At 64.3% G+C, this 16,153-nt stretch carries 15 protein-coding genes and 1 riboswitch; of the genes, 7 read left to right on the top strand and 8 right to left on the bottom strand.

The window, feature by feature from the left end:
• Window positions 1-179: 179 nt before the first annotated feature.
• From BMY31_RS01605 to argC, 8 genes are all read right to left on the bottom strand, one after another.
• Entirely contained in the window at window positions 180-986 is an 807-nt protein-coding gene (locus tag BMY31_RS01605) for an ABC transporter ATP-binding protein (RefSeq protein ID WP_307777415.1), read from the bottom strand.
• Complete coding sequence (locus tag BMY31_RS01600) at window positions 986-2,086, bottom strand: ABC transporter substrate-binding protein (RefSeq protein WP_091007639.1); 1,101 nt, start codon at window positions 2,084-2,086, stop codon at window positions 986-988. The genes BMY31_RS01605 and BMY31_RS01600 overlap by 1 nt, the downstream gene beginning before the upstream one ends.
• The gene (locus BMY31_RS01595; RefSeq protein WP_200802600.1) at window positions 2,076-2,858 is read right to left on the bottom strand and encodes an ABC transporter permease; all 783 of its coding nucleotides are present in this window, start codon (window positions 2,856-2,858) and stop codon (window positions 2,076-2,078) included. The genes BMY31_RS01600 and BMY31_RS01595 overlap by 11 nt, the downstream gene beginning before the upstream one ends.
• Window positions 2,858-3,199: a thiamine-binding protein gene (locus tag BMY31_RS01590; protein WP_078686733.1), complete on the bottom strand. Its 342-nt coding sequence runs from the start codon at window positions 3,197-3,199 to the stop codon at window positions 2,858-2,860. The genes BMY31_RS01595 and BMY31_RS01590 overlap by 1 nt, the downstream gene beginning before the upstream one ends.
• A gap of 51 nt (window positions 3,200-3,250) precedes the next feature.
• Window positions 3,251-3,359, bottom strand: a riboswitch (TPP riboswitch).
• A 326-nt stretch (window positions 3,360-3,685) separates the two neighbouring features.
• Window positions 3,686-4,450 (bottom strand): hypothetical protein, encoded by a 765-nt coding sequence (locus tag BMY31_RS01585; RefSeq protein WP_091007636.1) that lies wholly within the window; start codon window positions 4,448-4,450, stop codon window positions 3,686-3,688.
• Window positions 4,441-5,460: a hypothetical protein gene (locus BMY31_RS01580; RefSeq protein WP_091007633.1), complete on the bottom strand. Its 1,020-nt coding sequence runs from the start codon at window positions 5,458-5,460 to the stop codon at window positions 4,441-4,443. The genes BMY31_RS01585 and BMY31_RS01580 overlap by 10 nt, the downstream gene beginning before the upstream one ends.
• Window positions 5,461-6,167: 707 nt before the next feature.
• Window positions 6,168-6,719, bottom strand: a complete 552-nt coding sequence (locus tag BMY31_RS01575; protein ID WP_091007630.1) for a TMEM175 family protein — start codon at window positions 6,717-6,719, stop codon at window positions 6,168-6,170.
• A gap of 61 nt (window positions 6,720-6,780) precedes the next feature.
• A complete protein-coding gene (argC, locus tag BMY31_RS01570; RefSeq protein ID WP_091007627.1) occupies window positions 6,781-7,719 on the bottom strand; it encodes an N-acetyl-gamma-glutamyl-phosphate reductase in 939 nt (312 codons plus the stop codon).
• A gap of 428 nt (window positions 7,720-8,147) precedes the next feature.
• Here argC and argJ point away from each other — a divergent pair, with 428 nt between their 5' ends.
• The 7 genes from argJ (at window position 8,148) to agaD (ending at window position 16,120) form a co-directional block, all read left to right on the top strand.
• On the top strand, window positions 8,148-9,437 hold the full coding sequence (argJ, locus tag BMY31_RS01565; protein WP_091007625.1) for a bifunctional glutamate N-acetyltransferase/amino-acid acetyltransferase ArgJ: 1,290 nt from the start codon (window positions 8,148-8,150) through the stop codon (window positions 9,435-9,437).
• A 45-nt stretch (window positions 9,438-9,482) separates the two neighbouring features.
• Entirely contained in the window at window positions 9,483-10,364 is an 882-nt protein-coding gene (gene argB, locus BMY31_RS01560) for an acetylglutamate kinase (RefSeq protein ID WP_091007622.1), read from the top strand.
• Window positions 10,365-10,366: 2 nt separating this feature from the next.
• Complete coding sequence (locus tag BMY31_RS01555) at window positions 10,367-11,623, top strand: acetylornithine/succinylornithine family transaminase (protein ID WP_257612325.1); 1,257 nt, start codon at window positions 10,367-10,369, stop codon at window positions 11,621-11,623.
• A gap of 392 nt (window positions 11,624-12,015) precedes the next feature.
• On the top strand, window positions 12,016-13,425 hold the full coding sequence (locus BMY31_RS01550) for a TrpB-like pyridoxal phosphate-dependent enzyme (protein ID WP_078686523.1): 1,410 nt from the start codon (window positions 12,016-12,018) through the stop codon (window positions 13,423-13,425).
• Between the two features lie 535 nt (window positions 13,426-13,960).
• Window positions 13,961-14,443 (top strand): PTS galactosamine transporter subunit IIB, encoded by a 483-nt coding sequence (agaB, locus tag BMY31_RS01545; protein WP_091007620.1) that lies wholly within the window; start codon window positions 13,961-13,963, stop codon window positions 14,441-14,443.
• A gap of 38 nt (window positions 14,444-14,481) precedes the next feature.
• A complete protein-coding gene (gene agaC, locus BMY31_RS01540) occupies window positions 14,482-15,291 on the top strand; it encodes a PTS galactosamine transporter subunit IIC (protein ID WP_078686521.1) in 810 nt (269 codons plus the stop codon).
• Window positions 15,281-16,120, top strand: coding sequence for a PTS galactosamine transporter subunit IID (agaD, locus tag BMY31_RS01535; RefSeq protein ID WP_219334830.1), 840 nt, complete (start codon window positions 15,281-15,283; stop codon window positions 16,118-16,120). The genes agaC and agaD overlap by 11 nt, the downstream gene beginning before the upstream one ends.
• The last annotated feature ends 33 nt before the right edge of the window (window positions 16,121-16,153 follow it).

The raw sequence follows: 16,153 nt of genomic DNA, 5'->3' as shown, positions 1-16,153 counted from the left end.
TCATGGAAGGAAGAGCTGCTTCTGACCGATTATGGTGACCGCAGGGGTTTCCGACGGCCGATTAGGGTGACCGAGAGCTGCTTCCAGCCGATTCGGGTGACCGCCCGCACCGCTCGGCATTCCTCGCGCAGAGACAGCAACCAACAGGGGCTGGTCCGTCACCGGACCCGCCCCCTCTCCTACGCCCCCAGCGCCTCCAACACCTCGCGCTTGCACGCGAGGAACTCATGCGACAACGCGAACTCCTCGAACGAGACGCCCTCAGGGCGCCCCACGCGAACCTCGGCGCTCACGCGGCTCGGCACGCCGGCGCGCGGATCGCCCGTCAGGACGTAGATGCGCTGCGCCATGCCGACGGCCTCGTCCACGTCGTGGGTGATGGTCAGCGTCGCCAGACGCAGCTCGCGGGCCATGTCGCAGTACCACGAGCGCATCTCCGCGCGCGTGATGGCGTCGAGCGCCGAGAAGGGCTCGTCCAGCAGCAGCACATCATTGCCCATCAGATAGGTCCGCAGGAACGCAGCGCGCTGGCGCATGCCGCCAGAGAGCTCGCTCGGCCAGCTGTCCTCGCACCCCTCCAGGCCGAAGCGCCCAAACAGAGGGCGGGCCTTGGCTCGCGCCTCTCCCACGCTCTCGCCAGAGAGGACCAACGGAAGGCACACGTTGTCGATGATGCGCTTGCTGGGAAGCAGCAGGTCCTTCTGGAGCATGTAGCTGACGTCCCCCGGCACGCCCGTCACGTCGCGCCCGTGCAGCAAGACGCTGCCCGCGCGCGGCCGCGTGAGCCCCGAGAGCGCATGCAAGATCGTCGTCTTGCCGCAGCCGGATCGGCCGACCAGGCAGACGGACTCCCCCACGCCCACATGAAGGCTCACGCCACGCACGACGGGAGCCTCGTCTCCGGACCATGCCAACGTGAGCCGGCGCGCCTCAAGCGCAGGCACCTCGTCCACGACGCCCCTCATTGTCGTCTCTTCCTTGCCCACTACTGCTCCAGATAGTCCATTGTCCAGCCTGCGCCCGTGTCGAGCTGCTTCTCGACGAGACCCTTCTCGTTAAGCCACAAGAAGTACCTCGCCCAGCGGTCCGCATCGATGACTCCCCACGTGGGCGCGTCCGCCTGGTACTGCCCCGCCAGGAACAGCGCACTCTGCTTCGCCAGGGCGGCGTCCATCTCGGGAACGGCGGCGCACAGGAGGTCAGCGCTTGCCTCCGGGTCCTTGATGGCGTCCTCGTAGCCGCGGCGTACCGCGCGCAGGAAAGCCTTCACCACGTCCGGGTTCTGCTGGGCATAGTCGCCGTTGGCCGCGATGACCGGGGTGTAGAAGTCGAACACGTCGTCCATGTCGCGAAAGTTGAAGTAGTTCACGTCGTAGCCCTGGAGCGCGGCGTTCTGGACCGCCCATCCCTCGTAGACCCAGACGGTGTCGAACATGTCGCCTCTCAGGCCGGCGACCTCGTCGTCCACGCTGTAGGGAACCATCTTCACCTTCGAGTAGTCACCGCCATCGTCCTCGACGATCTGCTTGATGGTCGCCTGCTCGATGGGCATGTCCCAGGTGGCGTACACGTGGTCGCACATGCCGCGCGCCGAAGTTATCCCATCGGCCTTGCGACTCATGATGCCCGAGGTGTTGTGCTGGATGATGGCCGCCACGGCGACGATTGGCACCGGGCTGTCCGAGGCTAGCACGTTGGCGATGTAGTCCTGGTAGCTCACGCCCAGCTGGGCCTCGCCGGAGCCGATCATGGCCTCGGCGGTGTCCTCAGCCGGCTGGACAATCTCAACCTCGAGCCCCTCGTCGGCAAAGTAGCCCTTCTGCTGGGCAACGTAGACCCCCGTGTGATTGGTGTTGGGGGTGTAGTCAAGGCAGAAGGTGAGCTTGGTCACCGAGTCCTTCCCAGACTTCGCGGACGTATCCGAGCCGCCGGTCGCACCCGAGTTGTCGTAGGCTCCGCAGCCCGCAAGGCCCAGCGCCGCGGCAAGCGCCGTGCCGCGCACGAACGCACGGCGAGAAATGCGCGAGCCACCCGCCCCGCAACCGCCTGCTCTAATGCCAGCCACCTGCTCGTTCCTAGTCTTCATGGTCGTTCCTTTCCGCCCGCTTCCAGGGCATGAGAGCGCGCTGCAGGAGGCTCACGAGCCCCATCAGCGCAAGGGAGAGTGCAGAGATGATCACAATCACCGCAAACATGCGGTCGTACGAGAAGGACTTGCGCACGCGCGTCATATACACGCCCAGGCCCGAGAAGCCACCCAGCCACTCGGCAATCACCGCACCCACGATCGCGTAGGTCGCGCTGATGCGCAGTCCGCTAAACAGATGGTCCATCGCCGCGGGCAGTTTGACCTGCCAGAAGATCTGCCAGCGCGTGGCCCGCATGGTGCGCATCAGGTCGATCATGTCGGGGTCGACCGACCTGAAGCCCGTCACCAGCGAGACGGTGACGGGAAAGAAGGTCGAGAGCACCACGAGCACGACCTTGGGCGCGAGCCCATAGCCAAACCACAGCACCAGCAGCGGAGCGATGGCCACCGTCGGGATGGTCTGCGACACCGTCATGAGCGGGTCCAGCGCCAGGGCGACGGTCTGGAACCGGTCCATGGCGACGGCCACCGCGAATCCCACGGCAACGCCGATGGCCAGGCCAAGGGCGGCCTCGACCAGCGTGGTCACGGCATGCGAGAAGAGCAGGCACCTATCGCCCGCGATAGCCGACAGCACCTGCGTGGGGCTGGGCAGCAGATAGTTGGGGACGAGTCCGACCACGACCGCCAGCTGCCACAGCACCAGCAGGGCCACGACGGTCAGGGCAGGAATCACGACACGGAGCGCGCGGCGGGACGTGCGCGCCACTACGCCACCACCGAGGAGTCTCCGCCCGCGAACTCGGAGTCGGTCTGGTGGTACTTCCCGATCTTGCGCTCGGTGGTCATGACTTCGCCCTCGGGGCGATAGCTGATCTTCACGTACGAGGCGCTCTCGGCGCATCCCGCAGCGGCACCCGCCTTGAGGCAAGTCTTGATAAGGTCCATGCACGCGTCAAAGTCGCCCTCGACGGTGGTCTCGAACGGGCCTACGTAGTAGTCGAGCCCTGAGGCATCGATTGCCGCGATCACCTCGTCGACGATGCGACACACCTCCTCGTCGGACCCCGCGTTCATGGGAAGGTACTGGATAGCAACGGAACAGTTCATCTTTCTCCTTCCAGGCACCAAAAAAGGCGCCACGACTTCGTAGGCGCCCGAACATGCGGTGCTCTGGTCCCTACGCCGGCATTACCCGGATCAGGTGGAGGGTCGGGCCCGCAATGGGACCCCTCTCAGCCGGCGTGCGCCAGCTCCCCTATCAGGTTGTAATGGTAGCGCAACGCGGCTTTGACGTCCACGTGCGTCGACCTCGCGCGCGAGAGCCGCGAAGCGGCTCCGCGTGTTAGCACGTATCCTTTCGAACGTGACCCCGCCTGCATGGCTGAAACGATATTGCCGCAAAGCACAAGGTCGAAACGACAAAGCTCTCGCAACAACTTGCTCTAAGCTGCTCTAAGCTGCTCGCCCACAGGACCTCCATCTATTAGAGGCAGCGCAGTCATTTCATATCTGACAACCGAACGGGAACACCCAACCGACTCGCCCCGTCCAGGTACGTATATATGCGCATACATCAGCGAAGCCGTCCAAAGATCAAAGCCCGTAGACCCCCTTCAGAAAGCTGGCCGCCTCGAGAATCCTTGGTCTCTCCTTGCGCCTCACAGTGCGTGCGTACCCATCGAGTCCATCGAGAAACTCGATCACATCGGCCACGATGGCATCGGGAAGGGCGCACGAGTCCCCGTCCGTTAGCAAATCAGAAAGACTTAAGACGTCTGAGCGATGCTTCGTGAGGTTTTTCCTCCTCACATGCTCACCGGCATCATGACGCCTATTCAGGTCCATATGGGCCCGCATCTTCAGCGGGATGATGTGGAGGACATCCGGCACGGGTACGCCATGCCTGTTGACGATTCCCTGGCGGACGAACTCGAAGTAGTTTTCATCAAGTAGGATGGCAGAGAGGCTCGAGAGGTCGCCGTCGAAGGGCATGGGGACAACTTCAACCCCCTCATCCACGGGCCATGGGGCTTTCGAGAACAGCTCTATCTCTGCGGGCAGCTTCGCCTCCGCACCGTCAACCTCTGCGGGCAGGGTGAACCGATAGTACCGCATGCTGCCATCCTCGCGGACGCCGCATGCGTAGCCTCCCGTGCGGACGAACGACCATAGCGCCCTCCCAAACGCCACGTCATCGGTGGCGGCCATGACCACCACGTCGAGGTCCTTCGTCGGGCGAAAGTCCTGCGGCGTCCCCTCGAAGAGCAGGCTGCATGCCCCGCCGCCTATGAGCACGTACTTGTCCTCGAAGCCAGCCATGGCGTCGCGGAACGCGTCTATCCCGGCCACTACCGACATATCTCCTCCCTCAGCTGGTCGACTGCGTCCGCCACCCGCACGTCATCCTCGTACCTGCCCTTAAGCGACAGGTAGAGGGACAGCGCGCCGACGGAACCAAGTCCCCCGATGGAGTGGGCTCGCAAATCAATCGGGAAGTCGTCCCAGTACCCCCACGCCTCGACCTCCGTCCCTTCCTCGTCCCACCAGGGGAGCTCAACGCCCGCATCGCCTAGAGAGGCCATCATCCCGGCCAAGCCCTCCTGGGGGATGGCGACGGTCGGATAGGCCTCGGCAACAGAGAGGTCACTCATCCGCCCTAGCGCCGAGAGGCCGGAGAGGCGCGCACCCACACCGCGAAGCTCGTCAGGACCGACTCCATACGAGATGCGGAAACGACGCGACACGGGAGACCTGAGATACGGCTCGAAACGGTCGAGGAGTGCCGCCTTTCCCATTCCGCTGGAGCAAAGCTTCGTCGAACGCCCCGCACGCCTCACCACCTCCGGGCATATCGCTTCGATCTCCGCCAGGTACTTGCTGACGCTCGACCGGCTCTTCCCCACCCTCTTTGAGAGCTCGCCCGCGCTTACGTCATCCCAGCCCCCCTCGATGAGGTTGACGACGACCCGCTGGGCCTGGGGGGAAAGCGGCGACGGCCTCCTCCCCCGCGATGCCTCCTGCACGACGAGGCCTGCGAACGGCAGGTAGGCATTCCTCTCGTCCTGGACGAACGGAATCTGCCTTGATGCGAGCCATTCCTTCTGCCAGTAGTCCAGCGACGGGCTGACTGCCACCACAGGTAGGTCGCACACCGAGCGAAGCGAGTCGATCGCCCCCTTCAACAACTTGAGGTCGGGCCTAGCTCTCGACCCGACAGCAACGAACCTCACATTCGAGGCGACGCCGTTGAGGGCGAACGTCCCCGTCTCGAGCTCGCGCGTATACATACGTGGCAGCGGGGGCACCTCCGCGTCACCGACGGGGTCAACGTAGAGGGCAAGTAGCTCTTCTGGCATATAGTCAAGCATGTCTGCTCCATCTCGATATTTCAACGTTATTTTACTTATAAAGTGAAATGCGCGTCAACCAACGAAACGAGCCGCCAAGACGACCGTCCAGTCCAATTGGCACGGCATTCCCTTGACCAACTGCGATCCGATAATCTAGCCACGGACATGTAGGGCACTGGGGCTCGGGGCTCCAGCGGTCTCCTTTGCAAATTGGCAATATCGGGCGTGCGCCAACAATCTTGATCAAGTTGAGCGACGCCATCAGATACATGAAAGCGATTGGCTCTTGTTACGCTGCGCCAACCGAGCCTTCCTCAGCGTCAGAGCATACCGTCCGCCGATTCGACGTTCCCTCGAAATGAGCGTTCTTTTGTCGGCTGGACCGATTTTTGGGAATCGGCTGGACTGCGCATAAAAACAGCCGCTCTACCTGCGGCTGAAATACATAGTCGAGTAATGCGCATTACCCAGATCAGGTTGGAGGGTCAGGGCCGCGATGGGCCCAATCTCAGCCGGCGTGCGCCAGCTCCCCTTTTCGGAACGTAATGTAGCACTCATTTCGCAAGGCACGGTCCAGGGTGCCCCGAGATTAACGGTGCGTTACCCCGCAACGCGCCGCCGTCTCCCACAATGAGTTAGCCTAATCTTACAAGCGTCGCGACAAGTAGCTTCGAGCGCCATCGCCGCCGCATTCGCCCCGAGGGCCAAGCGCTTCTCCCCTGGCGCTACTCGCAACGCTTCCTCTCGGGAAAGATCCACCAGCAGGAGACGACGGCGACCACGACGTAGGCCACCACGGGACAGAGGCCGCCGAAGAGGGCGGCAAGTGTGTACGTGAGCAGGCTGATGACGTTGCGCGCGCTCAAGCGGAACTCGCCCCTCTTGCCGGCCTCGCAGACAATGAGGTAGTACATGAGGTGGAAGGCGACGCAGGCGAGCGCCATGTCGGCGAAGTAGAGCGAGACCGGCACCCACGAGGTGGGATACGCGCCGACCCACGCCGTGGCGAACGGGATGAACGACATCACGAGCAGCCACACGTTGTTGCACCACAGGATGCCCAGGTTCACCTGCTCGGCGTCGTGCAGGATCTGGTGGTGGTTGACCCAGTAGATTGCCACGAACGCAAAGCTGAGTACGTAGCTCAGGATGGTCGGCGCCAGCGCAAGCAGGTCCGCTAGCCTGTCGCCCGAGGGAATGCTCAGCTCGAGCACCATGATGGTGATGACGATGGCAAGGACGCCGTCGCTGAACGCCTCGAGGCGGTTCTTATCCATGGGGTCCTCCTTACAACGAGCTGGTGGCCAAAGCAGGTCGGCGGCCAGTGCAGGCCGGCAGCTATATTAAGCCGGTGGTCTCGTCGAGACCGAGCGCGATGTTCATATTCTGCACCGCAGCGCCGGACGCGCCCTTGCCAAGGTTGTCGAACAGTGCCGTTACGGTGGTCTGGCGGTCGTTTCCGCACACCACGATGCGCAGCTCGTTGGTTCCGGCGAGCTCGTTAGCGTACAGGGTGGGCCCGTTCTGCCCCAGGGGAACGACGCTCACCAGGCGATGGCCGGCGTAGTGGTCCGCCAGGCAGGCGTGGACCTCGGCCGTGGAGGGCGAGCCGGAAAGCAGCTCGTTGCGCAGCATGACCGTGGTCGCCATGCCCTTGTAGTAGTCGTCGACCACAGGAAGAAACACGGGCTCGTCGGAGAGCCCGCAGACCTTCTGCATCTCGGGCAGGTGCTTGTGGGCGAGCGTCAGGCCGTAGATGCCCGGGGCGTCAAAGCTCGCGGGGCGCCCCTCCTGCTCGTAGGCGGCGATCATGCGCTTGCCGCCGCCCGAGTAGCCCGTCAGCGAGAAGCAGGTGAGCGGATAGTCTGCGGGAAGGGTCCCCGCCTGGACGAGCGGCGCCACGCAGGAGATGAAGCCCGTGGCGTGGCAGCCGGGATTCGCGATGTGCCTCGAGGCGGCAATGGCGGCGCGCTGCGCGGAGCTCAGCTCGGGAAAGCCGTACGTCCAGCCGTCGGCGGTGCGGTGCGCCGTAGATGCGTCAATCACGCGGACGTCAGGGTTCTCGATGAGCGAGACGGCCTCGCGCGCGGCATCGTCCGGAAGGCACAGGAACACGACGTCCGCCTCATTCAGGAAGCGGCGTCGCTCCCCAATATCGTGGCGCTTCTCATTGGAAATTCGCAGGAGCTCGAGGTCGTCGCGCGCGCCGATGCGCTCGAAGATCTGCAGCCCCGTCGTCCCGCTCTGCCCGTCGATGTACACCTTCGCCTTGGCCATGGGGCCTCCCGTCTCGAAGCGGCTCGTTTCGCCCATTCTAGGGCGCCAGGCGGCCACCCGGAGCAAGCGGATTCATCCCGAAACATGGCACCGGCGCCCCTACCTCGCGTTCCGAAGAAATGAGTCAGGTTTGAAAACAAACGGAGAAAATCGTTGCATCCTCCGTTCGCTAAAGTATTCTTCAGATTCACATACGCGGTATAAGTGCATATTCGATACTGTAGATGCAATAACGGAGATGTTCTACGAGTATGGAAATACATATTAGTTTCTGGAGTCAGACAATCCCGGCGAGAATCGCCTCCCTACGTGGCAGAGACCCGCGACGACGATCCTAACGACCTTCGGCCGGTCGGCCAGAGTGCACGGCCTGGCCCGGCCGCAACACGTAACAGGACAGCGCAGTACCACAACGGAATCGAGACTCCATGGGCAGCTACTCCACAATAACCGTACCGCCAACCATAACCGACCCCGCCTCCTTCGGGTTCGCCAGCTGCGAGGGCGGCGTCTGCGCCGCAGCGGGAATCAAGGCGGCAGGCGTGCACGCGAACTTCCGCCGCAACCCCAACTTGAAGGACCTAGCGCTCGTCGTCGCAGATGAGACCTGCGTCTGCGCGACGACCTTCACCAAGAATCGCTTCTGCTCCGCACCGGTCCAGGTCTCGCGTCAGCGCGCGGCATCCGGCCACGCGCGAGCGATCGTCCTCAACTCGGGCAATGCCAACGCCGCCACCGGCGAGCAAGGCCTCGAGGTCGCCCGCGCCTCCGCAGAGATCGTCGCGCGGGAGGTCGGCTGCGACGCAGAGGAGGTGCTCCTGGCATCGACGGGCGTCATCGGCAAGCCGATGAAGCTCGAGCTCTTTCAGAGGGGCGTCCCCGCAGCGGCGGCAAGGCTCGACCACTCCCCCAAGGCGTCGCACGACGCGGCCTGCGCGATCATGACGCGCGACACCGTGCCCAAGGAGACCTCGATGGTCGGCGAGGTCTTCTGCGGCAAGGGTGGCGAGCCGGTAACCGTCCACGTGGGCGGCATCGTGAAGGGCTCGGGCATGATCGAGCCGAACATGGCGACCATGCTCTGCGTCCTCTCCACCGACGCGGCACTCACCGTCGAGGCGGCGCAGGCGGCGCTCTCCGCCGCAGTCAACGTGACCTACAACAAGGTCACCGTCGACTCGGACACCTCCACCAACGACTCCTGCTTCCTTTTGGCCACGGGCGCGGCAGGCGTAGAGCCCATCGAGGTGGGTACGCCCGCCTTCGAGCAGCTTGCGGCAGCGGTGCGCTGCGCCTGCGAGGACCTCGCCCGCAAGATCGCCGCGGACGGCGAGGGCGCGACCAAGCTCGTGACCGTCGACGTCGTGGGCGCCAAGACCGAGAAGGACGCGGACACCGTGGCCCGCGCCATCGCGAACTCGCCCCTGGTCAAGACCGCCATCTTCGGCCACGACGCCAACTGGGGCCGCATCGCCGGAGCTGCCGGCAAGTGCGGCGTCGAGTTCGACCAGTCGGACGTCGACATCGACTTCATGGGCGTACCCGTGTGTAGGGGCGGCCTCACCGTCCCCATGGACGAGGACGACATGCTGCGGCGCTTCGAGGAGCCCGAGATCACCATTGCCGTCGACCTGGGCATGGGCAAGGAGAGCGCGCGCATCTGGACCTGCGACCTCACCCACGACTACGTGGCCATCAACGGCGCCTACCGCAAGTAGCGCCGCGCGCAATACGACGGCAGACCACCCACCAAGGAGGAATACATGCGCAAGCATGCGGCACAGGAGCGCGCGAAGGCGCTCACGAAGGCAGAGGTCCTGGTCGAGGCCCTGCCCTGGATCCACAAGCACAGCGGGAGGACCATCGTCGTCAAGTATGGCGGGGCCGCCATGGAGGACGAGGAGCTCATGCGCCAGGTTGTCGGAGACCTCGAGCTGCTCAAGCTCGTGGGCATGCGCGTGGTGCTCGTGCACGGCGGCGGCAAGGCCATCAATAGCCTCCTGGGCGACCTTCAACTTCCCGTCGCCTTCAAGAACGGGCTGCGCGTCACCGACGACGCGACCATGGAGGTCGTTCAGATGGCGCTCATCGGCAAGGTCAACCAGCAACTGGTCTGGGAGCTCAACCGCTACGGCAACGTCGCCATAGGCGTATCTGGCGCCGACGGCAAGACCTTCGTCGCCCGCCAGGCCGACCCCGAGCTCGGGCGCGTCGGCGAGGTCGAGAGCGTGAACACCCATCTGATCGAGGCCATCCTCAACGACGGTTACATGCCCGTCGTCGCGAGCGTGGGCTCGGGCGAGGACGGCTTCTACAACATCAACGCCGACGTCGCCGCAAGCAAGGTCGCACAGGCGCTCGGTGCGCACACCATCGTCTACCTGACCGACGTCGACGGGCTCTACGGCGACCGGTCGGACGAGAACAGCCTGGTAGCAACGATGACCAAGGCCGAGGCACACGAACTTCTCGACAGTGGGACGCTCGAGTCGGGCATGATCCCCAAGATGCGCTCCATCGTCGAGGCACTCGACTCGGGCGTGAGCGACGTGCGCATCCTGAACGGGACCTTCCCGCACGCGCTGCTGCTCGAGATCTTCACCAACGAGGACGTGGGCACGATGTTCGTGCAGGGAGAGGAGTAACCATGGACCAGAGGAACGCAGCGGGCGCAGGCTCCTTCGAGACGGCCAAGGCGCTCGACGACACGTACGTAATGAACACCTACGGTCGCCTTCCCGTCGAGTTCGTCAGGGGCTCGGGGGCGGAGCTCGCAGACAGCGCCGGCAAGACCTACCTGGACTTCCTGGGAGGCATCGGCGCAGCGAGCCTGGGCCACGCCAACCCCGTGGTGGCGAGGGCCGTAAAGGACCAGCTCGACCGCGTGTGGCAGGTCGGCAACTACTTCTACGTCGAGAACCGCGGCGAGCTCGCGCAGGCGCTCTCGGAGCTGCTCTCGACCACGACCGACGAGGTCGGGCATCCGACGGGCTCCACGGGCAGCACGTGGAAGACCTTCTTCAGCAACTCCGGTGCCGAATCGAACGAGGGTGCCATCAAGGTGGCACGCCGCTGGGGCGAGCGCAAGCTTGACGGGGCCGCGACCATCGTCACGGCGCGCAAGAGCTTCCACGGCCGTACGCTCGCCACGCTTGCGGCGACGGGGCAGGACGTGTTCCACAAGAGCTTCAGGCCCCTGCCCGAGGGGTTCTGCTCGGTCCCCCTGAACGACCTCGCGGCGCTCGACCAGGCGCTGGGCTCGACCAGCGCCTGCGCCGTCATGCTCGAGTGCGTCCAGGGCGAGGGCGGCGTCTGGCCGGCCGACCCCGACTACCTGCGCGGAGTTCGCGAGCTCTGCGACGGCCACGGCGTCCTGCTGGTGATCGACGAGGTCCAGACGGGCTTCTTCCGCTGCGGAGCGCCGTTCTCGTACCAGCTCGCGGGCATCGAGCCGGACGTCGTGAGCATGGCCAAGGGCATCGGCGGAGGCTTCCCCATGGGCGCAGTCGCCGCAAGGGAGAAGTGCGCAGACCTCCTGGCCCCGGGCGACCACGGCTCCACGTTCGGCGGCAACGCGCTTGCGGCCGCCGCAGGAAGGGCAACGCTCCAGCAGATGGCCGAGCTGGACATCGGCGAGCACGTCATCGAGGTTGGCGCGCACCTGGCGGAGCGCCTCGCCAAGCTCCCCCACGTGAGCGAGGTCCGTGGGCACGGCCTGATGCGCGGGGCCCAGCTCGACGTGCCCATCGCCACGCCGATCGTCGAGCGCGGGCTCGAGCGCGGGCTCGTGCTCAACCACATCGGCGACTCCATCCTGCGCTTCCTGCCTCCGCTGGTCATCACCAGCGAGCAGATCGACGCCGCGATGGACGAGCTCGAGAGACTCATCGGTCAGATGGCCTAGATTCGTCCGCGAGCGGGGTCGGCGCATCCGTGTCGGTCCCGCTTTTGTAACCCGTCTGTTAACGCACTTGCCAAATTGTCAACGCTTGTCATACTTACCCACAAGCCACGGCCCCCTTTGGAGGATCACACCATGACCAAGAGCCCCGACATGCTCTCTTGCGCCGCGCCCGTGCGCTGCGCCGGTCGATGGTGGCACGGCGAGGCCTGATTCGGGGTACTGAGGCTGTCGCCATCGCGCGCGTAGGGCCCTTGGTATTCCGAGGGCTTTTTTCATGCCGCGCGGGCGTGGCGCCCGATTCCAGCACTTCTCCTTTACGTCTTCGCGGCATGCGGCACGAAAAATCGCGCGCAACCCATCACGGCAGCCCGCCGACGACGAAAGGAACGATCATGGCACAGACGACTCCCTACCGCACCTACCTCGACGAGGACCAGATTCCCACCGCCTGGTACAACCTGCGCGCAGACATGCCCACCAAGCCCGAGCCCATGCGCCTGCCCGACGGCACCGTGGCGCAGTTCGAGCACATCGCGCCCGTCTTCGCAGACGAGCTCGTCCGCCAGGAGCTTGACGACCAGACGGCCTTCTTCGAGATTCCCGCAGGCGTGCGCGAGATGTACAAGGTCTACCGACCGAGCCCGCTCTGTCGCGCCTACAACCTAGAGCGCGCGCTCGGGACGCCCGCGAGGATCTACTACAAGTTCGAGGGCAACAACACCAGCGGATCGCACAAGCTCAACTCGGCGCTCGCGCAGGCCTACTACGCCCACGAGCAGGGCCTCACGACCATCACCACCGAGACCGGCGCCGGCCAGTGGGGCACGGCCCTCTCCGAGGCGGCCGCGCACTACGGCCTGGACTGCGACGTCTTCATGGTCCGCGCGAGCTACGAGCAGAAGCCCTTCCGCCGCAGCGTGATGCAGACCTTCGGTGCCAACGTCACCCCCTCGCCCTCGCAGGAGACCGAGATCGGCCGCAAGATGTACGCCAACGAGGCCAACCGCTCCGGCTCGCTCGGAACCGCGATATCCGAGGCCGTCGAGCGCGCGCTGCACGTACCCGAGAACCGCGGTCGCTACCAGCTGGGCTCCGTCCTCAACCAGGTCGTGCTGCACCAGTCCGTCATCGGCCTCGAGAGCTACACGGCACTCGAGCGCCTGGGCGAGTACCCCGACGTCGTGGTCGGCTGCGCAGGCGGCGGCTCGAACCTGGGCGGGCTCATCGCGCCGTTCATGCGCGACAAGCTCGACGGCACGCACCCCGACACCCGCTTCATCGCGGTCGAGCCCAAGAGCTGCCCGAGCCTCACCCGCGGCCGCTTTGCCTACGACTTCGCCGACACGGGCCAGACCTGCCCGCTCGTGAAGATGTACACCCTGGGCAACGGCTTCATCCCCAGCCCCGACCACGCGGGCGGCCTTCGCTACCACGGCATGAGCCCCATCATCAGCCAGCTCAGGCACGACGGCCACCTAGATGCCGTCGCAGTGGCCCAGACGGAGGTCTTCGCGGCGGCCGAGCGGTTCGCGAAGCTCGAGACCATCCTCCCCGCCCCCGAGAGCAGCCACGCCATCAAGGTCGCGATCGACGAGGCGCTCAAGGCAAAGGAGAGCGGAGAAGAGAAGGTCATCCTCTTCGGCCTCACCGGCACCGGCTACTTCGACATGACCGCCTACGAGTCCTTCAACAACAAAACGATGGTGGACCACGTGCCCAGCGACGAGGAGCTCGAGGCGGGCTTCTCGACCATCCCCGCCATCCCCGGCGTCCAGGCTGCCGGAGGCCTTCCCCTGGAATAGCGAGCGCGTCAACAGGAACTGGCATTAGGCAAGCGGACGGCGTCACCCCCCCAGGGTGGCGCCGTTCCTCGTGTACGAGGCGGGCATTTTGCTCCCAGGCGGCCTCTTGTCTTGCCGATTTAATACCAGTAACTGAAATACTAATGGTTATGACAAATCGAATTAACCAAGGCGACACGTCGGGACAACCCAGCCCCGCATATCCTAAGGCACAATCGGTGAGCAAGAAACATGCCGTTTTTAGTGCAACGAAGGCGTGGTGATTGGACGAATGGGCAAGTTTTCCCGACAAGCGCACGACCCCTAACTTAACGCTGACACTATTTAGGATTTGTGCAATCATGCGATTGTGCGAATGAACTTGGTCTGTGGTTGCAACCAGTCTTACGCCTCTCGAGGGCAACGAAAAGAGAGGGCTGGGTCAGATGGCAGGTCGTCGCGCCGGAACCTTGCGCGGAACGATTCCGGCATCTTGGGCAGGGGACCATCCGAGCCGCAAGGCCTCGTTCCAGGGGACGAGAGAATGGAGCAGCGAATGTCCGAACCAAACATCTACCTCACCAGAATCGACAACAGGCTCATCCACGGCCAGGTGGGCGTCACGTGGACGCGCACCCTGGGCGTCAACCTCATCCTCGTCGCCGACGACGAGGCGGCCCACGACGAGGTCGTGCAGGAGATCATGAGCATGACCCTGCAGACCGCGGGCGTAGGCGTCAGGTTCTGGACGGTCGAGAAGACCATATCGACCATCCACAAGGCGGCGCCGAGCCAGAAGATCTTCATCGTCGTCAGGACGCCCCGCCAGGTGCGCCAGCTCGTCGAGGGCGGGGTCCCCATCAAGGAGCTCAACGTCGGCAACATGCACTTCTCGGAGGGCAAGCGCGCAATCACGAAGAAGGTCTACGTCGACGACCAAGACCTCGAGGACTTCAAGGCCATCGAGGACGCCGGGGTCGACGTCTACATCCAGGACGTTCCGGGTGCCGCGAAGGAGCGCATCCGTTACGACGTTTAGTTCCACGCAGGCAGTTCCAGAAAGAAGGAGGTACGAGCATGCCAGTCACGCTCGAGCAGGGATTGGCCCTCACCTTGATGGCCATCATCTGCGGAATTGACTTCTGGCTTGAGGGCTTCTACATCTTCAGGCCAATCATCGTCTCGTCGGTCACCGGACTGATCCTGGGTGACCCCACGACGGGAATCATCTGCGGCGGCATCACCGAGCTCGCGTTCGCGGGCCTCACGCCCGCCGGCGGCACTCAGCCGCCCAACCCGGTCCTGGCAGGAGTGATGTCGGTCGTCATCGCGCACACGACGGGGACCGAGCCCGCGGCCGCGATGTCGCTCTCGCTTCCGTTCAGCTTCCTCATGCAGTACGTGATCCTGCTCTGCTACTCGGCGTTCTCGTTCTTCATGGGACCGACCGACGCGGCGGCCAAGAGCGGTGACACGGCCGGCGTCGTGAGGGTGAACGTCATCTGCACGGCAATCGTGGCCCTTCTCTACGGCATCGTCGTCTTCCTGTGCGCCTACGTCGCCCAGGACGCGATGAAGACGCTCGTCGAGAACCTGCCCGAGTGGCTCGCGCACGGCTTCGCGGTCACCGGCGGCGTGCTTCCCGCAATCGGCTTCGCGATGCTCCTGAACGTCATGTTCACCGTCGAGTTCCTGCCGTTCCTCCTGATCGGATTCGTCATGGCATCGTTCCTGAACTTCTCGAACCTGCTGCCCGTGGCCATCGTCGGCCTCGCCCTCGCGCTGTTCGTGTACACGATCGACGACAGCCACGACAAGGCGATAAAGGCAGCGCTCGCAACGGCACGTCAGAGCTTTGGTGGGGAGGATGAGGAAGATGGCATCTAGCGAGAAGAGGCTCGTGGAGGACTCCCCCGCCAAGGAGGAGGGCAAGGTCCTCACGCACGCAGACATCACGAAGATGGCGTACAGGACGGTCTTCCTGCAGGCGTCATTCAACTACGAGAGGATGCAGGCCGGCGGCTGGCTGCTCACCATGCTGCCCTACCTCAAGCGCATCTACAAGGACGACCCGCAGGGACTCGCCGACGCAATGTCGGACAACCTCGAGTTCATCAACACGAGCCCGCACGTCGTCGGCTTCCTCAACGGCCTGCTCCTCGCGATGGAGGAGGCTCACCAGCCCCGCAGCACCATCAGGAGCATCAAGGTGGCCCTCTTCCCGCCGATCGCGGGAATCGGCGACGCCATCTTCTGGTTCACGCTCCTGCCCATCCTGGCAGGCATCTGCTCGTCGATGGCCATGGAGGGAAGCCCCGTCGGCCCGGTCCTGTTCTTCCTGGTCTACCTTGCCCTCTTCCTCGTCAGGCCGCTGTGGGCCCACATGGGATACGGTCTGGGCGTCAAGGCCATCGGAAAGCTCAGGGAGGCATCCGCCAAGGTCGGCAAGGCGGCGACCGTGCTGGGCTGCACCGTGCTGGGCGGCCTCATTGCTTCGTACGTGAGCATCAGCATCCAGACCGTCGCGACCATCAACGAGGGCGCGAGCGTGGCCATCCAGACCGACGTGCTGGACAAGATCTTCCCCAACATGCTGTCCTTCGGCTACGTCTTCCTCATGTACTACTTCATCAAGAAGCGCCAGGCCAACCCGGTCGTCCTCATCCTGGTGACCTTCGCGCTCAGCATCCTGCTTTCGTTCTTCGGCATCCTGTAGGGAGACAGGAAGAATAGAGCGGCTCTCGCCTGG

Source organism: Parafannyhessea umbonata (assembly GCF_900111255.1).
Taxonomy (GTDB): domain Bacteria; phylum Actinomycetota; class Coriobacteriia; order Coriobacteriales; family Atopobiaceae; genus Olsenella_J; species Olsenella_J umbonata_A.
The sequence above is the reverse complement of the archived record's forward strand: the minus strand, read 5'-3'. Positions and strand labels throughout refer to the sequence as shown.